Genomic DNA, 24,506 nt, shown 5'->3' on the forward strand with positions numbered 1-24,506 from the left:
ATGATAGCCCATTAGTTTTTCTATTTCTACTTGTAAATATCGTTAATTACCACTCTTTCACATCTCGCCCCGGAGATTCCGCTACGAAAGGCTTTAAACGATTCGACGAAGCACCGGATCTTAGTCGGAAAATCTCCTCCCGTCCCCAACGCAAGCAAGAACAATGCGACGGCAGCCGTTCTCTGTCCTGTCGATAACCCATCCTTCATCCTCGCCATCCGCATAGCTTGCCTATCGTGAGCCCGCGCTCCTATAACCGGATCAGGAGACCGATCATGGCCGAATTCGAACTGGACCTGCCGCCTGAGTTCCTGACCGCCAGCCGCGAAGACTGGCAGGCCGCCGTCGAGCGGGCGCTCAAGGGAGCGTCTTTCGAGCGGCTTCGCTCGCACACCTACGACGGATTGGTGATCGAGCCGCTTTACGGCCGGGAGCGCGATGCCCCTGCTCTAAAGGCAAGGCAGGCGGGCCTTCCCTGGAGGGTCGTGCAGCGCGTCGATCATCCCGAATCCGGAGAAGCCAATGCGCTTCTGCTGCAGGATCTGGAAGGCGGAGCCACAGGTATCGAGCTTGTCTTTTCGTCCTCCGCGCGCGCTCGCGGCTGCGGCCTTTCCGCCGACAATGTGGAAAGGCTCGACAAGGTGCTGGATGGCGTCCTTCTCGATCTCGCCGAGTTTCGCATCGATGCGGGCTATGAAACGACTGCGGCGCTTGCCCTCTTCCTGGCGTTGGCGGAAAGGCGCGGCGTCGCGCCTTCGGCGCTGAAGCTCGTCGGCACGTCGGACTATGTCGGCAAGCTCGCCCTCACCGGCGTTTTGCGCAATCCTCCTTCCGTGCTGCGCCCGCGCCTTGGCGATCTTGGGCATTTCGCGCGCGGCCACGGGCTCGATATGCCGGTCGTTCATTGCGACGGGCGCGTGTGGCATGACGGCGGCGCGTCGAAGGCGCAGGAGCTTGCCTATGTATTCGCAACGGCGATCCACTATCTTCGCGACCTGGATGCCTGCGGCATAGCGGCGGAAGATCTTGCGGGCATGATCGGCTTCACGCTTGCCGCCGATACCGATCAGGTCGGCACCATCGCCAAGGCGCGCGCCGCCCGCCGGATGTGGGCGCGCCTGCTCGAGGCGAGCAACCTGCCGCAAAGGCCGATGCATCTTCACATGCAGACGTCCTGGCGGATGATGAGCCGGCGGGACCCCTGGGTAAATCTTCTGCGGACCACCATCGCGTCGTTTTCGGCCGGCATCGGCGGCGCCGACAGCGTCACCGCACTGCCCTTTTCCTCCGCACTTGGATTGCCGGACGCCTTCGCAAGGCGGATTGCCCGCAACACCCAGTCGATCCTGCTTGAGGAATCGAACCTTCACCGGGTCTGCGACCCGAGCGCGGGGTCCGGCGCCATCGAGGCGCGCACCTCAGACCTTGCAGAAGCCGCGTGGCGCCTCATGCAGGATATCGAGCGCGGCGGCGGCATCGTCGAAGCGCTCAGGTCCGGCAAGGCGCAAGGGGCGATCGGCGAGGTGCGCGATGCGCGCGCGCGCGACATCGCGACCCGGCGCTACCGCATCACCGGCACGAGTGCCTTCCCGGATATCCACGAAAAGCCCGTTTCCGTGCTCGCCGCCAGGCCCGATGACGTAAGCGAGGCGGGCCAGCACGTGGAACTTCGCGCACCCGGCAAGGGCGAACTCATGCGGGCCTTGCTCGACGCCGCGCGCAAGGGCGCTTCGCTTGCGGATATTCTTGTCTCGCGCAAGCGCGGCGAGGCCGTCACTGCCGAAGCGATTCTCCCTCACCGGGATGCGGAACCGTTCGAGGCGCTGCGCGACGCGGCTGACGAGGCGAAAGTACGGCCCGCCGTGTTCCTTGCGACGCTTGGCCGCCTGTCCGAGTTCACGGCGCGCGCCACCTGGGCCAAGAACTTCTTCGAGGTCGGCGGCATCGAAGCGCAAGGCTCGGAACAGTACGACGATATCGCCGCCGCCGTCGCCGCATGGAAGGCGGCCGGTTCTCCCCTCGTCTGCCTTTGCTCCTCGGATCGCACCTATGAGACACTCGCCGAAGAAGCCGTGAAGGCGTTCCGCGAGGCTGGCGCGGGAAAGGTCTACATGGCGGGCCGCCCCGGTGAATCGGAGCGCCGCAAGGCGCTTTCGAATGCCGGCGTGGAGACGTTCCTTTATGAAGGCTGCGATGCGCTCGCCCTGCTGCGCGCAGCCCATGAACACCTCGGCCTTGGCCCCGCGGCCAGCCGCAAGGACGCTTGAGAGGAAGGGTAGATGAGCCGTATCCCGGACTTCTCGAAGATCGATTTCAAACCTGCCGGAGAACGTGCCGTGGCTGGCGATGCCGCGCCGTGGGAAACGCCGGAAGGGATCACGGTCAAGCCCGTCTACGGCGGGGAGGACACGGCTGCTCTTGCCCATATCGACACATGGCCCGGCCTGCCGCCGTTCCTGCGCGGTCCTTATCCGACCATGTACGTCCAGCAGCCCTGGACGGTGCGCCAGTACGCCGGATTTTCGACGGCTGAGGATTCCAACGCCTTTTACCGGCGCAATCTCGCGGCAGGCCAGAAGGGGCTATCGGTCGCCTTCGACCTTGCCACCCACCGCGGCTATGACAGCGACCATCCGCGCGTTGCGGGCGACGTCGGCATGGCCGGAGTCGCAATCGATTCCATCTTCGACATGCGCACGCTTTTTTCGGGCATTCCGCTCGACAGGATGAGCGTGTCGATGACCATGAACGGCGCTGTCCTGCCCGTCATGGCGCTTTATATCGCGGCGGCCGAAGAACAGGGCGTTTCGCAGGAACAGCTTTCCGGGACCATCCAGAACGACATCCTCAAGGAGTTCATGGTCCGAAACACCTACATCTATCCGCCGCAGCCTTCGATGCGGATCATCTCCGACATTTTCGCCTACACCTCCTCGCATATGCCGAAGTTCAATTCGATCTCGATCTCCGGCTATCACATGCAGGAAGCGGGCGCGACGGCGGACCTTGAGCTTGCCTACACCATTGCCGACGGCATCGAATACGCGCGCGCCGGTGTCGCGGCCGGCCTCGGGATCGATGCCTTCGCCCCCCGCCTGTCCTTCTTCTGGGCGATTGGCATGAACTTCTTCATGGAGGTGGCGAAGCTTCGCGCCGCGCGCCTCATCTGGGCGAAGCTCATGAAGGAGAATTTTGCGCCGGAGAACGCAAAGTCGCTGTCGCTGCGCACGCACTCGCAAACCTCCGGCTGGTCGCTGACCGCGCAGGACGTTTACAACAACGTCGCCAGAACCTGCGTGGAAGCCATGGCGGCAACCCAGGGCCACACCCAGTCGCTGCACACCAACGCGCTTGACGAGGCGCTTGCCCTGCCTAGCGATTTTTCCGCCCGCATTGCCCGCAACACGCAGCTTTTCCTGCAGCAGGAATCGGAGACGACGAAGACGATCGATATCTGGGGCGGCTCGCACTATGTAGAGCGGCTGACCGCCGACCTCGCCGAAAAGGCGCTCGCCCATATCGCCGAGGTCGAGGGGCTCGGCGGCATGGCGAAAGCGATCGAGAAGGGCGTGCCGAAGCTTCGCATCGAGGAGGCCGCCGCCAAGACCCAGGCGCGCATCGACGGCGGTTCGCAGACGGTCGTCGGCGTCAACAGGTACCGGCCCGAGACCGAAGACATGATCGACGTCCTGAAAGTCGACAATGCCGAGGTTCGCGCAAGGCAGATCGAAAAGCTTCAAAGTCTCAAGGCGGAGCGAGACGAGAAAGAGACGCAAGCCGCGCTCGATGCGCTTCGCCAGGGTGCCGCGTCGAACGGCAACCTGCTCGACCTCAGCATCAAGGCGGCGCGCGCGAAGGCGACCGTCGGCGAGATCAGCCAGGCGATGGAAGACGTCTTCGGGCGTCACAAGGCCGAGATCAAGACGATCTCCGGCGTCTACAAGCGGGAGGCCGGCACCATGTCCGACCAGATCGCCAGGCTTCACAAGCTTGTCGAGACCTTTGAGGAAAACGAAGGCCGCAGGCCCCGCATCCTTGTCGCCAAAATGGGACAGGACGGTCACGACCGCGGCCAGAAGGTGATCGCCTCGGCCTTCGCCGACCTCGGCTTCGACGTCGACATCGGCCCGCTTTTCGCGACGCCTGAGGAGGCCGCCCGCCAGGCGGTCGAAAACGACGTTCACATCGTCGGCGTGTCGTCGCTCGCCGCCGGTCACCTCACCCTCGTTCCGGCGTTGAAGAAGGCTCTGGAGGATCAAGGCCGCGGGGATATCATGATCGTCGTCGGTGGGGTTATCCCCCCTCAGGATTTCGATGCGCTGCACAAGGCAGGCGCATCGGCTATCTTCCCGCCCGGCACCGTGATCGCCAAGGCGGCGGAGGACCTGATCGCCGAACTCAACCGCACTCTCGGACATGACCCTGCGGAAGCCGCGGAGTAATTCGATCGGACAAAAAAAGCGGCCGTGGAGTTCGCTCCACGGCCGCTTTCGCATTCTGAGTTACCTTTTTCGGCAGCTTTGGAAGCCGGTTTGCCGCGTTTGGAATTACCCTCGCCGCCTGCCGGCACCTGTCAGAAGCGGTATTTCGCCTCCGCGATCAGGCCGTAGCGTTCGCTCGTCACTTCTGTTTTGGAGGACTTCAAAAGCGGAAATACCGTCGAGGCGGCATAGGTCGTCGGCACTTCTCCGCTGTTGAACCACCAGTATCGCCCGCCGGCACCGATGGTAAAATTCTCCGTCACGTCGTAGGTCAGTATCCCTTCGGCCTGAAAACCATAGGCGCCCGTACCGTCACTCACGACATTTGGCGCAGGCCCGAGGGCCGGCGCCTGGTATATAATGGTGGCTTCCGCATCGTAATACCCGGCCGGTATGGCCACGGCTTCCCCTTGGAAGTAAAATCCGTTTCCAATGTCTGCATCGACACCAAGGCCCAGTCGAAAAAGGTGCCAATTCGCATCGATATCATAGGCTTTTCTTGAATCGGGGTAGGGTGAGCATTTCGAAACGCCCTGTTGAACGGGATTGCACCTCAGTCCGTCTGCCACGTAGTTCTCGTTGACGTATTGATACCCGGCGAAGGCCGTCGTTTTCACGCGCCCTCCCCAGAAATCTCCCCAATGCACGCCTGCATCGATATTGGCGTAGCTGATCGTCCCGTCACCGCCATCCGATGAGCTGTCCTAGATCGACTGACTCGTAAAGGAATCGTAGTCGACCTCGCGAAAATCACCGCCCGTAAGCACCCCCAATGCCGCGGCACCTTTCAGGAAAGCCCCGGAATCGTCGTCCTGAAGCGTGAAAAACACTTCCGCCGACGCGGAATCGGACTGGGTGAAATCATAATCTGCCAGGGTCGCCCCGGCCCCGCTTTTCAGTTTTTGCCTCAGTTCGGAGCGGCTGATCCACGTCCTCACGCCGATGCTTCCCCTCAGCGCCGTCGTTTCTTCAAGGAACAGCTCCCGTTCCTGGCCCAGGACCGGCAGACCTCTCAAATCATCGGCTGCCCTGGTTTCTCCGGTGTGTGCAATTACGGCCAGCGCTAGGCCGGAGATATGAACGATGGGTCTCATGGATTGCCCCTTGGAAACCAATTGAGGTTGCAACTTAAGAGTGATTTTGCCTGATCATTTCTTGTTAAGGTTAATGCAATGTAAATGCGATTGCATTTATTCAATCAGTAGTAGTTCTTTTGCTGATTTCTACACCTGACCCTTGTTGAAGGCCACTTCCCCTACGAATGCACCTTTGCTATTCGGTGCGGGAAATTGAACGAACGGTCAAAGGACGATTCATGCGCCGCACTGCCGCCGCTCTTGTGCTCATGCTCGCATTCGCGACTGCATCCTGTTCCTCCGCATTCGATGATGGCCCGGTACTTTCCTCGCGAAATCAAGGCGCGACCCTTGTGGAGATTTCGCGCGAGAGCGTGGGCGGCATCGACGGATCGACCGCTTATTCGGCGCGGGCGATCGAGGCTGCCCTGCCCGGCTTTACGACCGAAGGCCTGCAGTCGGCCACCGAAACGAACACCGAATGGGTGACCGGAGCATTCGATGCGGAAGGCTTTCAGATCCTTCAGGTCTACAAGGGAAGTAACGGAAAGATACGTGAGGTTCACGGTGTCAGTGACCGGCTGAAGGGCCCGAACGGCGAGCGGATCGGCATGAGTTTCGCCCAGTCCGGCATCAGCCGTTCGAATTGCCGCGTCGGGCGCGACCTGTGGCGGGGGATGGCGATCTGCCCGGCTCGCGGGGCGGAGAATGTCAGCCTGCTCTTTGCCATTTCGCAATACGACGGGCCTTACGACAGGCTTGCGCCGAACTCCGAACTCAAGCAGGCGGAACTTCAGCGCATCGTCTGGACACCGCCTGGAAATTGAATTTGCCCCTGCGTCTCCAATAATCATTTCCGCGAATGGCAACGGTGACCCGGCCCGCATTTTCCGATAATCGATAGGCATGATGCCGAATCCGACCGCCAGCCGCCGCGATATCGATATCGAAGCTCTTGCCGAAAAGCTCCGGCAGGGAGACAGGGCGTCCCTTGCCCGGGCCATCACCCTGGTCGAATCGCGCAAGGAGGCGCATCGGGCAAAGGCGCGCGAGCTTTTGCAGCTCCTCCTTCCCGAAACGGGAAACGCGCTGCGTGTCGGCATTACGGGCGTTCCGGGTGTGGGAAAATCGACCACGATAGACACGCTCGGCTCCAATCTGACGGCGGCGGGACACAAGATCGCGGTACTTGCCGTCGATCCGTCCTCGACGCGCACGGGCGGCTCCATCCTTGGCGACAAGACCCGCATGGCCCGTCTTTCGGTCGATGAGAACGCCTTCATCCGCCCCTCCCCGTCCTCCGGCACGCTTGGCGGCGTCGCCTCGAAAACGCGCGAAACCATGCTTTTGTGCGAGGCTGCCGGCTTCGATGTAATCCTTGTCGAAACCGTCGGTATCGGCCAGTCGGAGACGACGGTCGCCGATATGGTCGATTTCTTTCTCGTGCTCATGCTCCCCGGTGCGGGCGACGAACTGCAGGGCATCAAGAAGGGCGTTCTGGAAATCGCCGACATGATCGCGGTCAACAAGGCAGAGGGCGAGGGCGAGATCCGCGCCCGGTCGGCGGCAGCGGACTATCGCGGTGCTCTTCATATTCTGGCCCCACGGTCTCCGACATGGTCGCCCCCGGTGATCACCGTCTCGGGCCTTGCCAACCAGGGCCTGGACGAGCTTTGGGAAAAGATCGAGCTATACCGCGACAAGATGACCGCGAGCGGCGAATTGCAGGAAAAGCGCGCCCGCCAGCAAGTGGCCTGGATGTGGTCGATGTTGGAGGAGCGCCTTCTCGAAGCGCTCAAATCCCACCCTGAGGTCAAGGCACGGCTGGGATCGATCGAGACGGCGGTGGCCAAGGGCGATCTTGCGGCCTCCGTCGCCGTTGAAGAACTATCCGCGCTTTTCGGCCTGAAGACCTGAGTCCCTGTTCAAGCGCTTGTTTTCCCGGACAATTCGTCCTTGTGCTCTTTCATGAAGTGCCGCAGGACCGCCAGAAGATCCTTGGCATGAGCCTTGTCGCCCCTTGCCATGGCCTCGCGGATATCGTCCTCGATCATCTGCCTGATTTTCTGCGGCCCCTTCTTGCGGTGCAGGAGATAGGTGCCAAGCGCCGCCGCAACGACCTCGGGAATGTGCTCATGCTCGGCCAGCGCCAGAATTTCAGCCTCGTCCAGGCCGCTCATGGCGATGCAGTCTTCGATGCTGATCATGGGCGTCCCCCTCCGCTATTTCCGTAACGTAAATTTAGCCGGCACGGCGACCGTAACCATGACACGGATCAAGTTGGACGGGGATATGTTTCGAAGTGGGACATGATTTTCGGCATGGCTCTTGCGACGAAAGGGTCGATCGACCACCGCCGAGGGCCACATGCGCCACGACGATACATCGAACGGCCATCAGGGCCTGAACCTCACCCGCCGGGGATTATTTCTCGGCGCCGCTGTGCTTGCCGCCGCGAGACCCGCTTCCGCCGCGACGAAGGTCGCGGACCTTCGCGGCACCATTGACGGTGCGGAATTCGGCCTGAGGCCCGGCGCGATCGATGACCAGAGCGCGCTGATGCAGTCGGCGATCGACAAGGCGGCCGCGCGTGGCCGCGCGCTGTTCATTCCGGGCGGACGCTACCCTGTTGCCAACCTCAATCTCCCCTCCGGCGCAAGACTCGTCGGCTTGCCGGGACAAACGCACTTCGTCTATCAGGGCGGCGGCGGACATCTCGTCTATTCGGAAAACAGTGAAAACGTCGGTGTCGACGGGATTCACTTTGACGGTGCCAACAAGTCGCTCGGCGAATACACGCCGGGCCTGCTTCATTTCTCCAACGTCAAGCGGCTTTCCATCCAGGAATGCGATGTCACGGGAAGCGTGAAGAACGGGATCGCGCTCGACCGGTCTTCCGGCCGGATCAACGCGAACAATATCTCCGGCAGCGCCGAGGCCGGCATCCGCTCCATCGAAGCGTCGAGCCTTTCGATCACCGACAATGCCGTGACGGATTGCGCCAACGGTGGCATCCTCGTCTACCGATGGCAGGAGGGCGAGGACGGGACGATCGTTACCGGCAACCGGGTGGAACGCATCGCCGCGCATGCGGGCGGCACCGGGCAATACGGCAACGGCATCAACGTGTTCCGCGCGCATGGGGTGATCGTTTCCAACAACCGCCTGGCGGATTGCGCCTTTTCGGCAATCCGCTCCAACGCCGGATCGAACGTGACGATCCAGGCCAACTCCTGCCTGAGGTCAGGCGAAACGGCGATCTATTCGGAATTCGGTTTTGAAGGGGCGATCGTCTCCGACAACATCGTCGACGGCGCGACGATGGGGATATCGATCGCGAACTTCAAGGAAGGCGGCAGGCTCGCAGTCTGCTCCGGCAATCTTATCCGCAATCTCAAGACGCAAGCCCCTTATCCGCAGGAAGTCCAGGGCTTCGGCATCGGGATCAGTGTGGAAGCCGACACGAGCGTGACCGGAAACGTGATCGAAAACGCTCCCCTTTTCGGGATGATGCTCGGCTGGGGGCCGTATCTTCGCGACGTCATCGCCAGCCAGAACGTGATCCGGAATTGCGGCACGGGCATTGCCGTTTCCGTCGTCGAGGAGGCCGGTCCCGCCATGATCGTCGACAACATGATCGGCGGGGCGAAGAACGGCGCGATCGTCGGCTATCGCTGGCGCGAGGCCGCGACGGGCGACCTCGCCGGCGAAGGAGCCAGGCGGTTCGCCCATCTCGACGTGCGCGGCAATCGCGTGCGCGCCTGAACGATCACATTCGCCCCAGAAATCCGGAAAATTCCTCGACCGGAAGGATGTCCCCGACATGGGCGCCGCGACGGTCGGAAATCTCGGGACGAAGAAGGCGCTGCAGCCCTTTCGCCTCGTCCTCGTCCTGTTCCACGAGAGCGTCCACGATCGCCGCCATCATGACTTCCGAAGCACGCGTCGCGCCGTCGTCGCACTTGAGCGCGATGCCGAGGCCAAGTTCCGGGATCGAGGCGCAGAAAACGCCCTCGGCTCCAGTTTTCGCGTAAACGCGATCTCCGAAAACCGTCATGATATTGGTGCAGAAACGCTCGGTTCCCGCCACCATGTAGGGGTTATCGACGTTGGCGTCGTAAAGCGCTTCGACCGCCGCCGCACGGCCCGGTTCAAGCCCCTCGCCCGTTCCGAACCTTGCAAAGGCATGGGCGAGATTGCGCAAGGGCACGGCATAGGTCGGGATGGAGCAGCCGTCGGTTCCGCATACGTCCTGGCCGAGAACGGCTCCCGTCATGCTTTCCACCGCGGCCTTGATTTCAAGCTGAACCGGGTGATCGGGCAGGACATAACCCTTTGTCGGCACGCCCATCACCTTGGCAAGGCCCAGGAACCCCGCGTGCTTGCCGGAGCAGTTGTTATGGATCGGGCACGGCATTTCGTCGGCCCGGTGCAAAACGGCGACATCCTCCATGCGCGCGGGCCACTGCGGCCCGCATTCAAGGGAATCTTCCTCGAGCCCGGCCTTCAAAAGCATGACGCGGGCGGCATTCACGTGCCGCTCCTCGCCATTATGGGAGGAACAGGCAAGCGCCAGTTCCGGCGCCTCTAAACCCAGAGCTTCGGCCGCACCCGATTCCACAAGCGGCAGCGCCTGCAGCGCCTTGATGGCGGAACGAGGGTAGACGGGACGTGCGATATCGCCGATGGAGGCGACGATATTTCCCTCAGGATCAACCACCGCGAACGCGCCTCGATGCCTGCTTTCGACAAGGGGGCCACGCGTGACTTCCACAAGAACCGGATTATCCATCAATGACTCCAAATGCGCATGATCTGCGCCCTTACCCCGTGTATTTTCCGACCCAGCCGGACAGCCGTTCCAACGCCCCGTCGATCACCTCGTCGCGCTTGCAAAAGCAGAAACGGATAAAATCGCTCGGCGCATCGGCGATATAAAAGGCCGAGACGGGAACCGCCGCCACGCCCGCTTCCTCGACCATGCGTTTGCAGACCTCGACATCGCCGCCCTCAAGCCCAAGCGCGGTGATGTCGCATGTCGCGAAGTAGGTTCCCTCGCACGGCAGCACGCCGAAGCCGATTTCCTTCAGCCCCTTCACGATCCGGTCGCGTTTTTCCTGCATTTCAGAAGCAAGGCCGGTGAAATAGCCGTCCTCCTTGCCAAGCCCGTAGGCAACGGCCTTTTGAAGATTCGGCGGGGTCGTGAAGGTAACAAACTGATGCGCCTTGGCGATCGGGTCGAGCAGCTTCGGGCTTGCCGTGATGTAACCGACCTTCCATCCGGTAAGCGAGAAGGTCTTGCCGGCGGAGCCTATCTTCACCGAACGATCGCGCATGCCGGGGTAGCTCATCAGCGGCCTGTGCCGCCGCCCGTCGAAAAGAAGATGCTCGTAGACCTCGTCGCAGATCGCGAAGACATCGTATTCCCGGCACATCGCTGCGATTTCGCCAAGTTCCTCCTCGGAAAACACCTTGCCGGCCGGGTTCATCGGGTTGTTGAGAAGCACGGCCTTGGTGTTTTCGGTAAAGGCGGCGCGGAAGGCGTCGATATCGAGGCGCCATTCCGGCGGGGTAACCCGCACCCTGACGGGGATGCCCCCGGCACGCTTCACCAGCGGCAGGTAGCAATCGTACAGGGGCTCGATGAGGATGACCTCGTCGCCCGGCTCCAGAAGCGCCATCAGCGTATCGGCCAACGCTTCCGTCGCGCCGGAAGTCACCATCACCTCGCTCGTCCAGTCGATGTCGAGGTCGTAGAACCGCTTCTCGTGGTCGGCCACCGCGCGGCGCAGGTCAGGCAGCCCCAGCATCGGCGGATACTGGTTGGGTCCGGCCATCAGCGCTTCGGCGGCCGCGCGGCGCACATCTTCGGGCCCGTCCACGTCCGGGAAGCCCTGGCCGAGGTTGATAGCATTCGCCGCGATCGCCATGCGCGACATCGTCTCGAACACGGTCGTCGCAAGACCGGTGAATACAGGATTGGTTGGCTTCATGCCCGCCGGCTTCCTCCGCGCTTCCACGCTTTTTACAAAGCCCTGGTTAGTTTATCGCTTTTTAGTCCTTTGCAATCGCGCCGTCGAGAACGAAACACCCGCACCAGCGGGAGTGTTCAACGCGCCATTTTCGAGTCAATCGCGCGGAATGTGACCCCGGTCACAGGGAAGATCGCACAGAGCGCCTATGTTGGGATCATCGGGATCAACCAACGGATCGCCAGCGGCGGTCGCCGGATCCAAAGGGGCAAAACAAATGTTCAGGAAAACGACGATCGCCGATGCCACCTCAATCCGCGGCTATTGCGCAGGCGCATCCCATGATGAGCGTTCCGACCGGTCCCGTTGCCGGGTGAACCGCTTCCGCGAATGGGACCCCTTGCGCCGCCGCTGGATACTCTATCGCGAGCGCGCCTGCTACTGACGCCTCGCTCAAAGATCGGCCCGGTCCCGTTCGCCTCAACCTGCTCACGAACGGGCTTCGCGAAGCCGATCCGCAGACCCCCGGCAAGTTGCGTACCGCCGGGGGTCTGTGGTTTCTGGAGTCCGCCAAACGGCTGGTTCAAAAAACTACCAATCCATCCGGCACGACTTCACTTTCGCCTGACCCCGCTTCCCCTTCCGTCGAGGATCCCGAGATCTCTTTTCAGGTGATCGGAAGCGCTACGCGGGTCGAGCAAGGGCCGGCGCCGCATTCCTTGTCTGGTCAGCATTCGCCAGAACCGAGCTATCAAACCAGGCGTCGCTTTCTTCCCGGCAAGATCGGGCATGCACGCACACTCGTCCATCGATGGATGCCTCCAGTTGATGCGTCTTCAGTCCATGTGCGCTATATTTTCCTTGATTTCCAATCGAATGAGCGGCCTCATACATAAGGATTTTTTATTCATATGCCCTCCACCCTTCCTCCTCTCGCCGCTCTTCGCGCGTTCGAGGCCGCCGCCCGTCACCAAAGCTTCACCCGCGCGGGCGAGGAACTGGGCATGACCCAGGCGGCGGTGAGCTATCAGATCAAGGTGCTTGAGGACCGGCTGGGCGCGCCGCTGTTTCATCGCCGCCCAAGGCAGGTCACGTTGACGGAGACCGGACAAAGGCTCGCGCCGGAGATCTCCAGGGCATTCGCGATCCTTGCCGACGCATTCACCGAAGCGCGCGGCGTCGTGGAAGGCACGCTGACGATCAGCACCATGCACACGTTCGCCGCGCATTGGCTGGTGCAGCGGCTGGGAGCTTTTCAGCTACAAAACCCCTCGCTGGCGGTGCGGCTCGATCCATCTTCCGATCTGGCGGATTTTTCACGCGACCCGATCGATGTCGCAATCCGCTCGGGTGACGGCAAGTGGCCGGGTTTGATATCCCATCTCATCATGAAAGCCGACTTTACACCGATGTTGAACCCCGGCCTTGCCGAACGCCAAGGCGGATTAAATGCGCCTAATGATCTGCTAAGCCTGCCGATCCTGGATCCGAGCGATCCGTGGTGGCCGAAGTGGTTTGCAGCGGCTGGCGTAGACGCGGAAGAAAGGCTTTCGCGCCAGCGTGGCAGCTACTACACAGTCCAGACGCTTGAAGCTGGCGCGGCAATAGCGGGCACCGGTGTTGCGATACTCACGCCTGCCTTCTACAAGGCGGAATTGGCCTCGGGCAGGCTCGTCCAGCCATTCGATCTCGTCGCCGAGGACGGGCGGGGATACTGGCTCGTCTACCCCGAAACTCGCACCAATTCTCCGAAAATCCGGGCATTCCGGGACTGGATCCTGTCCGAAGCCACAGCTTCAGCCGACTGATTGCAGGAATGGCCCGGCGGGGCCGGTTCCATAAAATAACGCACGGTTCAACTATTGTTGACCCGACGTTGTTTCGCTTTCCGATCGTCATACTTGCCGTTTATGAAATGGCGAGACGCATGCTCGCCGGCCTTTGGGATGCCGGACGGGAATGGTGTGTTGCGAGAGCGAATATCGGTTCCCCGCGCCGCTTGCGTCTCCGGCAAGGTCGTGGATTCAGCCGGTTCGCTTTCCGACACGGGCGACAAAACGGGAGCGACGATCGATGGCAAGCCCCACCGCAATGAAAGCCGATACGGCCCTTCAGGAGTTTCCTGCCGAGCGGCTTTTCGAAACGCGCAAGCAAAGCCTCCGGTTGACGGAGAACCTTTCGGACGCGGATCAGACCGTCCAGTCGATGGACGACGCAAGCCCCGCCAAATGGCATCTCGCGCATACGACATGGTTCTTCGAGGCGTTCATACTGCGCGACCACGCACCCGGATATCAGCCCTATTCCGACGATTTCTTCTACCTCTTCAATTCCTATTACGAGAATGAAGGCGAGCGTCACCCGCGCCCCTTCCGTGGCATGATCACCCGGCCCAGCGCTTCCGAGGTGCGCGACTACCGCGCCCACGTCGACGAGGCGCTGGAAAAGCTCGTAGCCACGGCGGACGAAGGTCTGACGGAAAAACTCGCGCCGCTCGTTGAACTCGGCATCAATCACGAGCAGCAGCATCAGGAACTTCTGCTGACGGATATTCTGCATCTCTTCGCGCAGAACCCGCTCTACCCCTCCTATTCGGTGACCGAGCCGAAGACCGCGCCACACGAGGCTACCGGCGATACGTGGTCGTCCTTCGACGGCGGGATACGGCGCGTCGGTCACGACGGGGCGGGATTTTTCTACGACAACGAAGGTCCGGCGCATGATGCGCTCATCCGCCCGTTCCGCCTTGCCGACAGGCTGGTGACGAACCGCGACTGGCTGGAGTTCATGGCCGACGGCGCTTACTCCATCGCCACGCTCTGGCTTTCCGACGGCTGGGCGAGCGTCAATCGCGAAGGCTGGCGCGCGCCGCTTTACTGGCGCGAACGCGAAGATGGCTGGCACCAGATGTCGCTTTACGGCCTGCGCCCGATCGACCCTGACGCACCTGTCTGCCATGTCAGCTACTACGAGGCGGAGGCTTTCGCCCGCTGGGCCGGAAAGCGCCTGCCGACGGAAACAGAGTGGGAAGTCGCCACCGAAGGCCTGAGCCCGCGCGGCAATACAGTCGGCACCGGCGCGCTGCGTGCGCTACCGGCAGGCCATCCCCTTGGCGGCGAGCGTCAGATGTTTGGCGACCTCTGGGAATGGACGGCTTCCGCCTACAGCCCCTATCCCGGCTTCAGGCCGGCGGAAGGCGCCGTCGGCGAATACAACGGCAAGTTCATGATCAGCCAGATGGTGCTGCGCGGCGGCTCCTGCGCCACGCCCGAAGGCCATATCCGCGCGACGTACCGCAATTTCTTCTACCCCCACCACCGCTGGCAGTTCATGGGCCTGCGGCTTGCGGAGGATGCGTAAGACCATGTCCGTCGTCATGCTGAAAGACCGAGCGGCAGCCTTTGAGGCGATCGACGGCGTTGAGGAGGGCGGCTTTCGCGACGCCGTCCTGCGCGGCCTCGCGCTTCCGCACAAGATGATCCCGAGTCGCTTCTTCTACGACGAGCGGGGCTCCGCGCTTTTCGAGGATATAACCCGCCTTGAGGCCTATTATCCAACGCGCTCGGAAATGGCTATTTTCGAAGGTCATGGTGCGGATATCGCGGCACATTTGCCCGAAACCCGCGCGCTCGTCGAATTCGGATCGGGTTCGAGCCTCAAGATCCGCGCGATGCTGAAGGCGATGCCGCAGCTGACCCACTACGCGCCGATCGACATCTCCGGGGAAATGCTCACCCGGGAGGCGCAAGCCCTTTCCGCGGATTTTCCCGATCTTGAAGTGGTACCGATCCATGCGGACTTCATGAGTCCGGTCGAACTCCCGAAGGAATTGAGGGAGATCGGCAAGCTTGCCTTCTTCCCCGGCTCAACCATCGGCAACCTGGAACCCTACGAAGCGCTGGAGTTCCTTGCCCGCGTGCGTGACACCGTCGGCACCGGCGGGCACCTTCTGATCGGCGTCGACCGGAAGAAGGACACCGAAACGCTGGTCCGCGCCTATGACGACCCTGAAGGCGTGACGGCGGCCTTCAACCTCAACCTGCTTGCGCGCGCGAACCGCGAGCTCGAAGCGGATTTCGACCTCTCGGGCTTTGCCCATGAGGCGCGCTACAACGCGGATCGCGGCCGCATCGAAATGCATTTGAAAAGCCTGAAGGAACAAGCCGTTTCAATCGGCGCCTGTCGTTTCGATTTTACCGAAGGCGAGACAATCCACACGGAAAATTCCTACAAATACGCCCCGGATGAATTCCGCCTGTTGGCAAGGGCGGCACGTTTCGAACCGGTCGCGACCTGGACGGATGCGAACGAACGGTTCGCGGTGTACCTCCTTCAGAGCGAGGGCTGAACCACGAATATATCCCGCCAAATCTGAGCCGGATTTGGCGGGATATGCTCAAGAGATTGACCCTGGAGTGCTTTCTTGTCGACCGGATAGTCTCATTCGGTCGGAAAGCGTTGCAGTATTTTATTTTCCAACATCACGCCTCATCGACGGGCAGCGTGACCCGCGCCGAAAGCCCCCTGCCCTTGCCGTTTTCCAGCTCCAGCGTTCCGCCGTGTGCATGGACGATCGATCGGGCGATCGAAAGACCGAGCCCGATGCCGCCGGTTTCCTCGCTGCGCGACTCCTCGAGCCTGACGAAGGGTTCGAAGACATCCTTCAGTTTGTCCTGCGGAATGCCCGGACCCTCGTCGGATATGACGATGACCGCGGCATGATCGCCCGCGGACAGCGAAACCCGCGCTTTTTCGCCGTAACGCACGGCATTGTCGACAAGGTTACGCAGGGCTCTGCGCAGGCTGTCAGGGCGGCACGAAAGCACGATGCGTTCATCCGGCGGGTCGAATTGCACATCCGCTCCCATATCCCTGTAGTCCTGCGCGATCGCATCGAGATACTCGCCAAGGTCCACCTTCGAGGGCGGTTCGTTCGCCGCTTCGTCGCGCGCGAAAGCAAGGGTCGCCTCCGTCATGCGCTGCATCTCGTCGAGCGTGGCGATAATGCGCTCCCGGTTCTCCTCGTCCTCGATGAATTCCGCGCGTATCCGCAGCGACGTGATCGGCGTCCTGAGATCATGACTGATCGCCGCCAGCATCTTGGTACGGTCCTTCACGAAGCGCGTCAGCCGCTCCTGCATGACGTTGAAGGCCGCAACGGTGCCCCTCACTTCGGACGGGCCGGTTTCCGGCAACCGTTCCACATCCTCGCCGCGGCCCAGCCGGTCGGCGGCGCCGGCAAGATCCCGCAACGGGCGCGTGAGCCTGCGGACCGTCAGCGCGACGACGATGATGATCGCCAGCGCCATCACCCCGATAGACGCCAGCACCGGCATGAACGATCGTTGCGGCAGCCTGAACCTGCCGGCAAGGTTGAGCCACTGCCCGCCGGCCAGTTCCACCGAAACGTTCAGGCTAAGCGCCTCCCGCCAACGGCGTTCGGGAGAATACCATCGCCGGCGCGGGCGATCCCCGCCCCTCCCTTCCGCGGGCCTTTCGACACGCGCTTCATCGCCGACATCCCGCTCCGCCGGCCGTTCCGCCCGCTCACCCTCGCCGTTTCCTCCTTCGGGGGGGGCTCCGGCCTGCTCACCATCGTCGCCATCATGACCGCGCCGGCCTTCCGGCCGCCCTCCCTCGCGATCGCGCGGAGGCCGCGGCATGTGAATGCGGGACACATTGGCGAAGATTCTACGGCCTTCGCCGAGTTCATCGTACATGTAGCCCAGCAGCTGCCGGTCGGCCCAGCCTTCGCCGCTTTTCCCGAGCGCCGGAGCGTTGGAGATCCAGTAGCGCAGGAACGGGCTGGAAACCGTTTCGGTCAACCGTTCCTGAAGATCGGATGGCGCAGCCTCCAGCAGTTCGACCAGAGATGCCGTGCGCTGGGCAATGCCGACGCGCGCCTGGGCGACCAGTGCACCATGGCGTTCACCGGCGAATATCCACAGGCTGACGAATTGCGAGATGACGAGAGCGGCCAGCAGGAGCGCGATCAGCTGGCCACCCAGGCTTTTCGGCCAGAGTTTCATTCGCCCGCTTCCCTGACCTCGGCCGTGAACGTGTAACCCCCGCCCCAGACTGTCTTGATCAGCTCGGGAGATTTCGGATCGCGCTCGATTTTCCGGCGCAGGCGGCTTACCTGGTTGTCTATCGACCTGTCGAAGATATTCGGCGTGCGCCCCGATGTGAGATCGAGCAACTGATCGCGCGAAAGCACCATCTGCGGGCGTTTGAGCAGCGCGACCAGAAGCTGGTATTCGCCCGTTGAGAGGGCGACCGACACGCCGTCCTCGCCGATGAGCTGGCGTTTCGACACGTCGAGCGTCCATCTGTCGAAGGCGAGTTTTCCCGATTCCACCGGATCGCGCTCCTTCGGCACGAGCGATGTTCGCCGAAGGACGGCGCGGATACGGGCCAGAAGCTCGCGCGGGTTGAACGGCTTGGTGACATAGTCGTCGGCGCCGATTTCAAGCCCCACGACGCGGTCCGTATCCTCCGCCATGGCGGTCAGCATGATCACCGGCGTCGAACTGGTTTCCACCAGATGGCGGCAGAGCGAAAGCCCATCCTCGCCCGGCATCATGATATCGAGCACAACGAGATCGATCGCCGCCGCCTTCAGGACCTTTCGCGCCTGGGCGGCGCTTTCGGCAGCCGTTGCTCGCATTCCGTTCTTGACGAGATAGCGCGCCAGCGTCTCGCGGATGTCCCGGTGGTCGTCGACGACAAGGATATGCGGGTTCGGTTCGCTCATGTCCGTCGATTTCGCTTTTTGAATTGATTCGTCTTTCAATGAAGTAATCGGACTCGCGCCCCAATTGGACGGTAAATTGTATCAGGATGTAACAAGAGCGCTTTTCAGCAACCCTTGCGACACAATCGTGCCCTTCAAGGTGAATTTCTGCGACAAACTACGCGTATCTCTGATGCGGTGAATTTGAAATACGCCCAGGAGAATTTACGATGAAAATCTTCAAGACCTTGACGATCGCCCTTCTTACGACGGCCGTCGTCGGCGCGGCGGCATTGCCTGCGGCTGCCGGTCGCGGCGAAGGCCGGGGCTGGCGGGGCGACAGCCACCACGGCTTGTATCATCGCGGCGAACGCCGCGGAGAACGCCATCACGGCGGAAGGCGTGGCGAAGGGCATCATGGCGGCATGGAATACGCCATGATGTTCATGGAACGCTTCGATACGAATTCGGACGGCAAGGTCACGCAGGACGAGATCGATGCGGTCGTCGCCGAGCGTTTCGCATCGGCGGACGGCAATGGTGATGGCGGCATCGACCTGGCGGAATTCAAGGCCGCCTACGCCGAGGAATTCGCGTTGCGCAAGGTCCGCGAGTTCCAGCGGCTCGACCGCGATGGCGACGGCAACGTCACGGAAGAAGAATTCAGCCGCCGGACCGGACGCCGTTTCGACCGCCTGGACCGCAACGATGACGACGTCCTTGACCGCCGTCGCCGTGGTGGAGATGGAGAACGCGGCGAGATGCGCGGGCGGCGCGGCGGAGATGGAGAGCGCGGCGAGATGCACGGGCGGCGCGGAGGAGACGGCGAGCGAGGCGAAAGGCGCCGACTGCGCGGCGGCATGTTCGAGGAGTTGGACACCGACGGCGACGGCAGCATTTCGCGCGAGGAGTTCACCGCCAGAACCGCCGGGCGATTTGCTTCCGCCGACACGGACAACAACGGCTCCATCACCCTTGAGGAATTCGGGGCCATCTGGCTCGATCGCGCCGACAGGCGGATGGTGCGCGCCTTCCAGCGCTTCGACCGCGACGGCGATCTGAAGATCAGCAGGCAAGAAGCCGACCGTTTCTTCGGCAACCTCGTGGCCCGGATGGACCGCAACGGGGACGGTGCGCTTTCCATCGCCGACCACCCGAGGGGTGATCGCGGCGACCGTCACCACCGCTGGAGAGAACGAGACGGCGACCGGCCGGTTGAAGGCGCAAGCCCTGAGGAGGCAGGCCCCGAAAGCGGCGAAGGCCCGGCGGAAGTCGAGCGCGAAGGCGAAAACTGATTCGCCGCGAGGTCGGCGTTCGAAAGGTGGCGGGCGACCGCCGCCTTTTGCGTTCTCGCCGCATTTGGCGATGCCTGGAAGAGCTTGAAGTATTGTCGAAATCGCTCACGGCGGAAAAAAATTCATAAACATCAAATTTCCTCTTGATCATGACGCCAATATACGCCATCTCCGTCTTGCCCAAATTCGCACGTGCCCGTGGTCGTCCATGAATTGTGTGGCAGCCGCTTGGTCCAACCCGGAGACGGTTCCGGCAAGGCGGCAAAACCGGACGGCTTAAAGCAACGACGTAAGAGGGCTTTTTTGGTCTCTGCCGGGGTCTCCAACCTCCGGGGTTACTGAAGAGGCACTTGTTACATCCTTGCCGGCCGTGCGGTTCGGGGCTCCCGATCCAATCCAAGGCATCACACGCGGGAAGCGATTCCGGCGATAGCCGTTTTGCGCACCCGTTCGCGTTGACGCGATATGAGCCGCCGTCTCCACAGCGGGGGAGGTCTCGTATCCGTTTGCGCGCCCTGCGACGTGAACTTGAACGGGAGCAACCCGATGACTGAGCGTATCCGCGAATTCCTCCGTACCCGACGAGACGAAGGCCCCTGCGTCGTCGTCGATCTCGATGTCGTGCGCGACAACTATCAGGCGTTCGCGCATTCGCTGCCCGATACCCGCGTGTTCTATGCGGTCAAGGCGAATCCCGCGCCCGAGATCCTGAACCTCCTGGCCGAGTTGGGCTCCTGCTTCGACTGCGCGTCCACGCAGGAGATCGAGATGGCGCTTGCGACCGGCGCCGGGCCGGAGCGCATCTCCTTCGGCAACACGATCAAGAAGGAGCGCGACATTGCCCGCGCATACGAACTTGGCGTGCGCCTTTTCGCCGTCGACTGCGAGGCGGAAGTGGAAAAGATCGCCCGCGTGGCGCCGCGCGCGCGCGTCTTCTGCCGCATCCTGTGCGACGGCGCCGGCGCCGACTGGCCGCTTTCGCGCAAGTTCGGCTGCGCGCCGGAAATGGCGCCGCGCGTACTTGAACATGCCCACACCCTCGGCCTGGTCGCCTATGGCGTCTCGTTCCACGTCGGCTCGCAGCAGGGCAATGTCGACGCATGGGATTCCGCGCTTGCTTCGGCTTCCGGCATCTTCCGCGAATTGGCCGAGCGTGGCATCCAGCTTTCCATGGTCAACATGGGCGGCGGTTTTCCGGCGAAATACCTGAAGGAAATGCCGGGCGTACCGTCCTACGGCGATGCGATCTTCCGCGCCCTCACCCGTCATTTCGGCAACCGCCTGCCGGAGACGATCATCGAGCCCGGCCGCGGCATGGTCGGCAACGCCGGCGTGATCGAGGCAGAGGTCGTCCTTATCTCGAAGAAGTCCGACGACGACGAGATGCGCTGGGTCTATCTCGACATCGGCAAGTTCAACGGCCTTGCGGAGACGATGGACGAAGCGATCCGCTATCCGATCCGTACCGAGCGCGACCATGACCGCAAGGAAGCTTGCGTGCTGGCCGGTCCGACTTGCGACAGCGTCGACGTGCTCTACGAGAAGGAGCCGTATGAGCTTCCCGTTTCGCTCTCGATTGGCGACAAGGTGCTGATCGAGGCATGCGGCGCCTATACGACGACCTACTCGTCCGTCGCGTTCAACGGCTTTCCGCCACTCACCTCCTACGTGATTTGAGGAGGCCGCCATGATCGAAATTCGCGACGAGGCGCTGTGGGATCACGACGCCCGCGAGGAACTGCTTGACCGGGCGTTTGGCCTGTCCCGCTTCGAAAAGACGTCGGAGCGGCTGCGCGAAGGCCGTGTGCCCGCAATCGCGCTCAGTGCTTTCAGGCATGATGGTGACGGCAGGGAAACCCTTGTCGCCTCCGTCCGTCTGTGGAACGCTGAAACCGCTGACGGCCGCCCCGTGCTCCTGCTCGGGCCGCTCGCCGTCGACGAGAGCTGCCGCGGATTCGGCATTGGCGCGCGGCTTATGCGCACCGCGCTGAACAGGGCCGCCGTTGCAGGCCATTCGGCGGTCGTCCTGGTCGGGGATGCGCCCTATTACGGCCGTTTCGGCTTCTCGTCGGCTTTGACGCTTGGGCTCGACCTGCCGGGTCCCGTCGAGCGCGAGCGTTTCCTCGCGCTGGAGCTTGCCGAGGGTGCCCTTGACGGTGCGATGGGTTGCCTTTGCCCAACCGGCCTGTTGGGCGATGCCTCCGTCGCCGCCAGCGACGAAGATTTCGACGCGCTTTTCGTTCGGCCCTGGCCGCCCGCGCGTTGATATCGCCGACTTCGCATTAGAATTGCCGTGAGAACTCTCGGCCATAGAAAAAGAAGGATCGATCCATGACCGAAGAGATCGCCAGCAAGCCCGCCGCAACCGCCAAGACGAAGGCTGCGGAAAAGAAAGCAGCGGCAGGTTCCGCCGCTGCGAAGCATCCCGTCCACGCAACGATCACCGGGCCGATCGTCATGATCGGCTTCGGCTCCATTGGCAAGGGCACGCTTCCGCTCATCGAACGGCATTTCGACTACGACAAGAACCGCTTCACGGTTATCGACCCGGTGGATGCCGACCGCAAGCTCGTGGACGATCGCGGCTATCGCTTCGAGAAAGTGGAAATCACGCGCGAGAACTATCGCGACGTGCTCACGCCCCTGCTGACGGAGGGCGAGGGTCAGGGATTTTGCGTCAATCTTTCGGTCGACACCTCCTCGCTCGATATCATGAAGCTCTGCCGCGAGCTTGGCGTGCTCTACATCGACACGGTGGTCGAGCCGTGGCTCGGGTTTTACTTCGACCATGACGCCGGCATGGAAGCGCGCACGAACTATGCGCTGCGCGAAACCGTGCGCCGGGAAAAGCGCAAGAACCGGGGCGGCACGACCGCCGTTTCCTGCTGCGGCGCGAACCCCGGCATGGTCTCCTGGTTCGTGAAGAAGGCGTTGGTCGATATCGCCACCGATACCGGCCTAAAGTTCGAGGAACCGACCACCCGCAAGGACTGGGCCAAGCTCATGAAGAAGGTGGGTGTCAAAGGCATCCACATCGCCGAGCGAGACACCCAGCGCGCGAAGAAACCGAAGCCGATGGGCGTCTTCTGGAACACCTGGTCGGTCGAGGGCTTTCTGTCGGAAGGCTTCCAGCCCGCCGAACTCGGCTGGGGAACGCATGAGATGTGGAAGCCGAAGAACGCACGCAAGCACAAGAAGGGCTGCAAGGCGGCGATTTTCCTGGAGCAGCCGGGCGCCAACACGCGCGTGCGCACCTGGTGCCCGACGCCGGGCGCTCAGTTCGGCTTCCTTGTCACGCACAACGAGTCGATCTCGATTGCCGACTATTTCACGGTCGAAAAAGACGGCAAGGCCGTCTATCGCCCGACCTGCCACTACGCCTACCACCCGGCGAACGACGCGGTGCTTTCCCTGCATGAGCTTTTCGGTGCGGCCGGCAAAATCCAGGAAGAGCTTCACGTGCTCGATGAAAGCGAAATCGCCGACGGTATCGATGAGCTTGGCGTACTTCTTTATGGCCACGAGAAAAACGCCTATTGGTATGGCTCGCAGCTTTCCGTGGAAGAGACCCGCGACCTTGCGCCCTACCAGAATGCCACCGGCCTTCAGGTAACCTCCGCCGTGCTTGCCGGCATGGTCTGGGCGCTGGAAAACCCCGAAGCCGGCATCGTCGAGACCGACGAGATGGATTACAAGCGTTGCCTTGAAATCCAGATGCCTTACCTCGGCCCGGTGAAAGGCTATTACACCGACTGGACGCCGCTTGACGACCGTCCGGGCTTCTTCCCCGAAGACCTGGATACGGACGATCCCTGGCAGTTCCGCAATATCCTCGTGCGTTGAAATCAGGAAGGGCGGCCCGATCGGCCGCCCTTTTTTGTTTGACGGGAAAGACCCGCCCCGCCAGCGCTTATCAACGATCCACGGTATCGACCTGCAGATAGGCTTGCGGAGTTTTGCCTGCCACTCCTTGCAGGATGCCGTAGGAGGCGGACAACGCCTTCAACGCGGAATAGACCAGCCGCTCGGAATCCTTCCGGCTCGCCGGAAGCGTCAGTGCCGCCGCAAGAGCGAGTATCGACGCTTTGACCGTGTTCAAGGCAACCTTTGGAAGATACCTGCGGATCGATGCCCATCTGCCGAACCGCCGCCGATGGATCGAAACGTTGTTCGCGGATATTCGCTGCTGCCTGGCCAGCTGAGAACGCTTGGTAAGACGGGGCTCGATCACTTTTTCATAGACCACCGCGTCCGCCACCCAGCGGATGGAGGCCCCGCGATCCGACACGCGATAGAAATATTCGGAATCTTCGCCGCCGGAAAAGCGCATTTGCTCCCGAAACCGGATAGCCATGCCATCGGGTGCAAAAACCGAACGCCGAATGAGCGTATTGTTGGTTGCCGCGGTCTTGAGAACGTCGCCCGTTCTTCGGGGAGTATCGAGATCCCCGTCGTACCAATGCGGGCGCGATGTCTCGTAGGTGAAAGCCACGGGGCCGGTTAGCACATCGGCGTCGAAGCGCTTCGCCGCCTCCATCATGGCGCTCAGCCAATTCGGGTCGATACGCTCATCATCGTCGACGAAACCCAGCCAGTCGACGGACTTCCCGAGCGCGATATCGATTGCCATGTTCCGTGCAAACGGAATTCCGATCTCACGCTGAAGATAATATTCAACGGAGATATCTCCTGTTTGCGAAGTCGTGGACACTTCCGCCTTGCTGTATTCGCCATCATCGTTCTCGATAACAGCGACTTCCAACTCAACGCCTGGCACACTAGTCATCGCCGCGAAGGATGAAAGACATTCTCGTAATTGAAGTCGCCTTTGCCGCGTACAAACGGCAACAAGTATTTTCATTTTTTACTATACGTTACTATTTTTATGACAAACTACATTATTTACTTATTTTTGATTCTTCAATTGAGATTTGATTCTATCACCTCCT

21 protein-coding genes are annotated in these 24,506 nt (G+C 61.8%); 13 read left to right on the top strand and 8 right to left on the bottom strand.

The annotated features are described in order from the left end of the window. Window positions 1-275: 275 nt before the first annotated feature. Both GR183_RS12670 and scpA read left to right on the top strand, forming a co-directional pair. Window positions 276-2,267 (top strand): methylmalonyl-CoA mutase family protein, encoded by a 1,992-nt coding sequence (locus tag GR183_RS12670; RefSeq protein WP_160776018.1) that lies wholly within the window; start codon window positions 276-278, stop codon window positions 2,265-2,267. A 12-nt stretch (window positions 2,268-2,279) separates the two neighbouring features. Beyond that, window positions 2,280-4,442 (top strand): methylmalonyl-CoA mutase, encoded by a 2,163-nt coding sequence (gene scpA / locus GR183_RS12675; protein WP_160776019.1) that lies wholly within the window; start codon window positions 2,280-2,282, stop codon window positions 4,440-4,442. 131 nt (window positions 4,443-4,573) lie between these two features. Here scpA and GR183_RS12680 read toward each other — a convergent pair whose 3' ends face one another. Beyond that, a complete protein-coding gene (locus GR183_RS12680; protein WP_160776020.1) occupies window positions 4,574-5,098 on the bottom strand; it encodes a hypothetical protein in 525 nt (174 codons plus the stop codon). 87 nt (window positions 5,099-5,185) lie between these two features. Continuing rightward, window positions 5,186-5,575 carry a hypothetical protein gene (locus tag GR183_RS12685; RefSeq protein ID WP_160776021.1) on the bottom strand — a complete coding sequence of 130 codons (390 nt, stop codon included), beginning with the start codon at window positions 5,573-5,575 and terminating at the stop codon, window positions 5,186-5,188. 221 nt (window positions 5,576-5,796) lie between these two features. On the opposite strand from GR183_RS12685, the gene GR183_RS12690 reads away from it, so the two are divergent. Both GR183_RS12690 and meaB read left to right on the top strand, forming a co-directional pair. Then, the gene (locus GR183_RS12690; protein WP_160776022.1) at window positions 5,797-6,384 is read left to right on the top strand and encodes a DUF1131 family protein; all 588 of its coding nucleotides are present in this window, start codon (window positions 5,797-5,799) and stop codon (window positions 6,382-6,384) included. An 82-nt stretch (window positions 6,385-6,466) separates the two neighbouring features. Next, window positions 6,467-7,474, top strand: a complete 1,008-nt coding sequence (gene meaB / locus GR183_RS12695) for a methylmalonyl Co-A mutase-associated GTPase MeaB (RefSeq protein ID WP_160776023.1) — start codon at window positions 6,467-6,469, stop codon at window positions 7,472-7,474. Between the two features lie 8 nt (window positions 7,475-7,482). On the opposite strand, the gene GR183_RS12700 is transcribed toward meaB, so the two are convergent. Further along, the gene (locus GR183_RS12700) at window positions 7,483-7,764 is read right to left on the bottom strand and encodes a hypothetical protein (RefSeq protein ID WP_160776024.1); all 282 of its coding nucleotides are present in this window, start codon (window positions 7,762-7,764) and stop codon (window positions 7,483-7,485) included. A gap of 160 nt (window positions 7,765-7,924) precedes the next feature. Here GR183_RS12700 and GR183_RS12705 point away from each other — a divergent pair, with 160 nt between their 5' ends. Continuing rightward, the gene (locus tag GR183_RS12705; protein WP_160776025.1) at window positions 7,925-9,322 is read left to right on the top strand and encodes a TIGR03808 family TAT-translocated repetitive protein; all 1,398 of its coding nucleotides are present in this window, start codon (window positions 7,925-7,927) and stop codon (window positions 9,320-9,322) included. 4 nt (window positions 9,323-9,326) lie between these two features. Here GR183_RS12705 and GR183_RS12710 read toward each other — a convergent pair whose 3' ends face one another. Both GR183_RS12710 and GR183_RS12715 read right to left on the bottom strand, forming a co-directional pair. Then, window positions 9,327-10,349 carry an asparaginase gene (locus GR183_RS12710; protein WP_160776026.1) on the bottom strand — a complete coding sequence of 341 codons (1,023 nt, stop codon included), beginning with the start codon at window positions 10,347-10,349 and terminating at the stop codon, window positions 9,327-9,329. A 31-nt stretch (window positions 10,350-10,380) separates the two neighbouring features. After that, the gene (locus GR183_RS12715) at window positions 10,381-11,550 is read right to left on the bottom strand and encodes an aminotransferase (protein ID WP_160776027.1); all 1,170 of its coding nucleotides are present in this window, start codon (window positions 11,548-11,550) and stop codon (window positions 10,381-10,383) included. Window positions 11,551-11,806: 256 nt separating this feature from the next. Here GR183_RS12715 and GR183_RS12720 point away from each other — a divergent pair, with 256 nt between their 5' ends. The 4 genes from GR183_RS12720 (at window position 11,807) to egtD (ending at window position 15,877) form a co-directional block, all read left to right on the top strand. Then, complete coding sequence (locus GR183_RS12720) at window positions 11,807-11,974, top strand: hypothetical protein (RefSeq protein WP_160776028.1); 168 nt, start codon at window positions 11,807-11,809, stop codon at window positions 11,972-11,974. Between the two features lie 466 nt (window positions 11,975-12,440). Beyond that, window positions 12,441-13,337, top strand: coding sequence for a transcriptional regulator GcvA (gcvA, locus tag GR183_RS12725; RefSeq protein WP_160776029.1), 897 nt, complete (start codon window positions 12,441-12,443; stop codon window positions 13,335-13,337). Between the two features lie 265 nt (window positions 13,338-13,602). Continuing rightward, a complete protein-coding gene (egtB, locus tag GR183_RS12730; protein WP_160776030.1) occupies window positions 13,603-14,889 on the top strand; it encodes an ergothioneine biosynthesis protein EgtB in 1,287 nt (428 codons plus the stop codon). A 4-nt stretch (window positions 14,890-14,893) separates the two neighbouring features. Further along, entirely contained in the window at window positions 14,894-15,877 is a 984-nt protein-coding gene (egtD, locus tag GR183_RS12735) for an L-histidine N(alpha)-methyltransferase (RefSeq protein ID WP_160776318.1), read from the top strand. A 133-nt stretch (window positions 15,878-16,010) separates the two neighbouring features. Here egtD and GR183_RS12740 read toward each other — a convergent pair whose 3' ends face one another. Next, a complete protein-coding gene (locus GR183_RS12740; RefSeq protein WP_160776031.1) occupies window positions 16,011-17,558 on the bottom strand; it encodes a sensor histidine kinase in 1,548 nt (515 codons plus the stop codon). Continuing rightward, window positions 17,555-18,283: a response regulator gene (locus GR183_RS12745; RefSeq protein WP_160776032.1), complete on the bottom strand. Its 729-nt coding sequence runs from the start codon at window positions 18,281-18,283 to the stop codon at window positions 17,555-17,557. The genes GR183_RS12740 and GR183_RS12745 overlap by 4 nt, the downstream gene beginning before the upstream one ends. Window positions 18,284-18,492: 209 nt before the next feature. On the opposite strand from GR183_RS12745, the gene GR183_RS12750 reads away from it, so the two are divergent. The 4 genes from GR183_RS12750 (at window position 18,493) to GR183_RS12765 (ending at window position 23,400) form a co-directional block, all read left to right on the top strand. After that, complete coding sequence (locus GR183_RS12750; protein WP_160776033.1) at window positions 18,493-19,557, top strand: EF-hand domain-containing protein; 1,065 nt, start codon at window positions 18,493-18,495, stop codon at window positions 19,555-19,557. Window positions 19,558-20,103: 546 nt separating this feature from the next. After that, a complete protein-coding gene (locus tag GR183_RS12755) occupies window positions 20,104-21,234 on the top strand; it encodes a type III PLP-dependent enzyme (protein WP_160776034.1) in 1,131 nt (376 codons plus the stop codon). A gap of 10 nt (window positions 21,235-21,244) precedes the next feature. Further along, a complete protein-coding gene (locus GR183_RS12760; protein WP_160776035.1) occupies window positions 21,245-21,823 on the top strand; it encodes a GNAT family N-acetyltransferase in 579 nt (192 codons plus the stop codon). A gap of 191 nt (window positions 21,824-22,014) precedes the next feature. Further along, window positions 22,015-23,400 carry a homospermidine synthase gene (locus tag GR183_RS12765; RefSeq protein ID WP_160776319.1) on the top strand — a complete coding sequence of 462 codons (1,386 nt, stop codon included), beginning with the start codon at window positions 22,015-22,017 and terminating at the stop codon, window positions 23,398-23,400. A gap of 70 nt (window positions 23,401-23,470) precedes the next feature. On the opposite strand, the gene GR183_RS12770 is transcribed toward GR183_RS12765, so the two are convergent. Then, window positions 23,471-24,418 (bottom strand): glycosyltransferase family 2 protein, encoded by a 948-nt coding sequence (locus tag GR183_RS12770; protein WP_160776036.1) that lies wholly within the window; start codon window positions 24,416-24,418, stop codon window positions 23,471-23,473. Window positions 24,419-24,506: the final 88 nt, after the last annotated feature.

This window comes from Stappia sediminis (genome assembly GCF_009826895.1).
Taxonomy (GTDB): Bacteria; Pseudomonadota; Alphaproteobacteria; order Rhizobiales; family Stappiaceae; genus Hongsoonwoonella; species Hongsoonwoonella sediminis.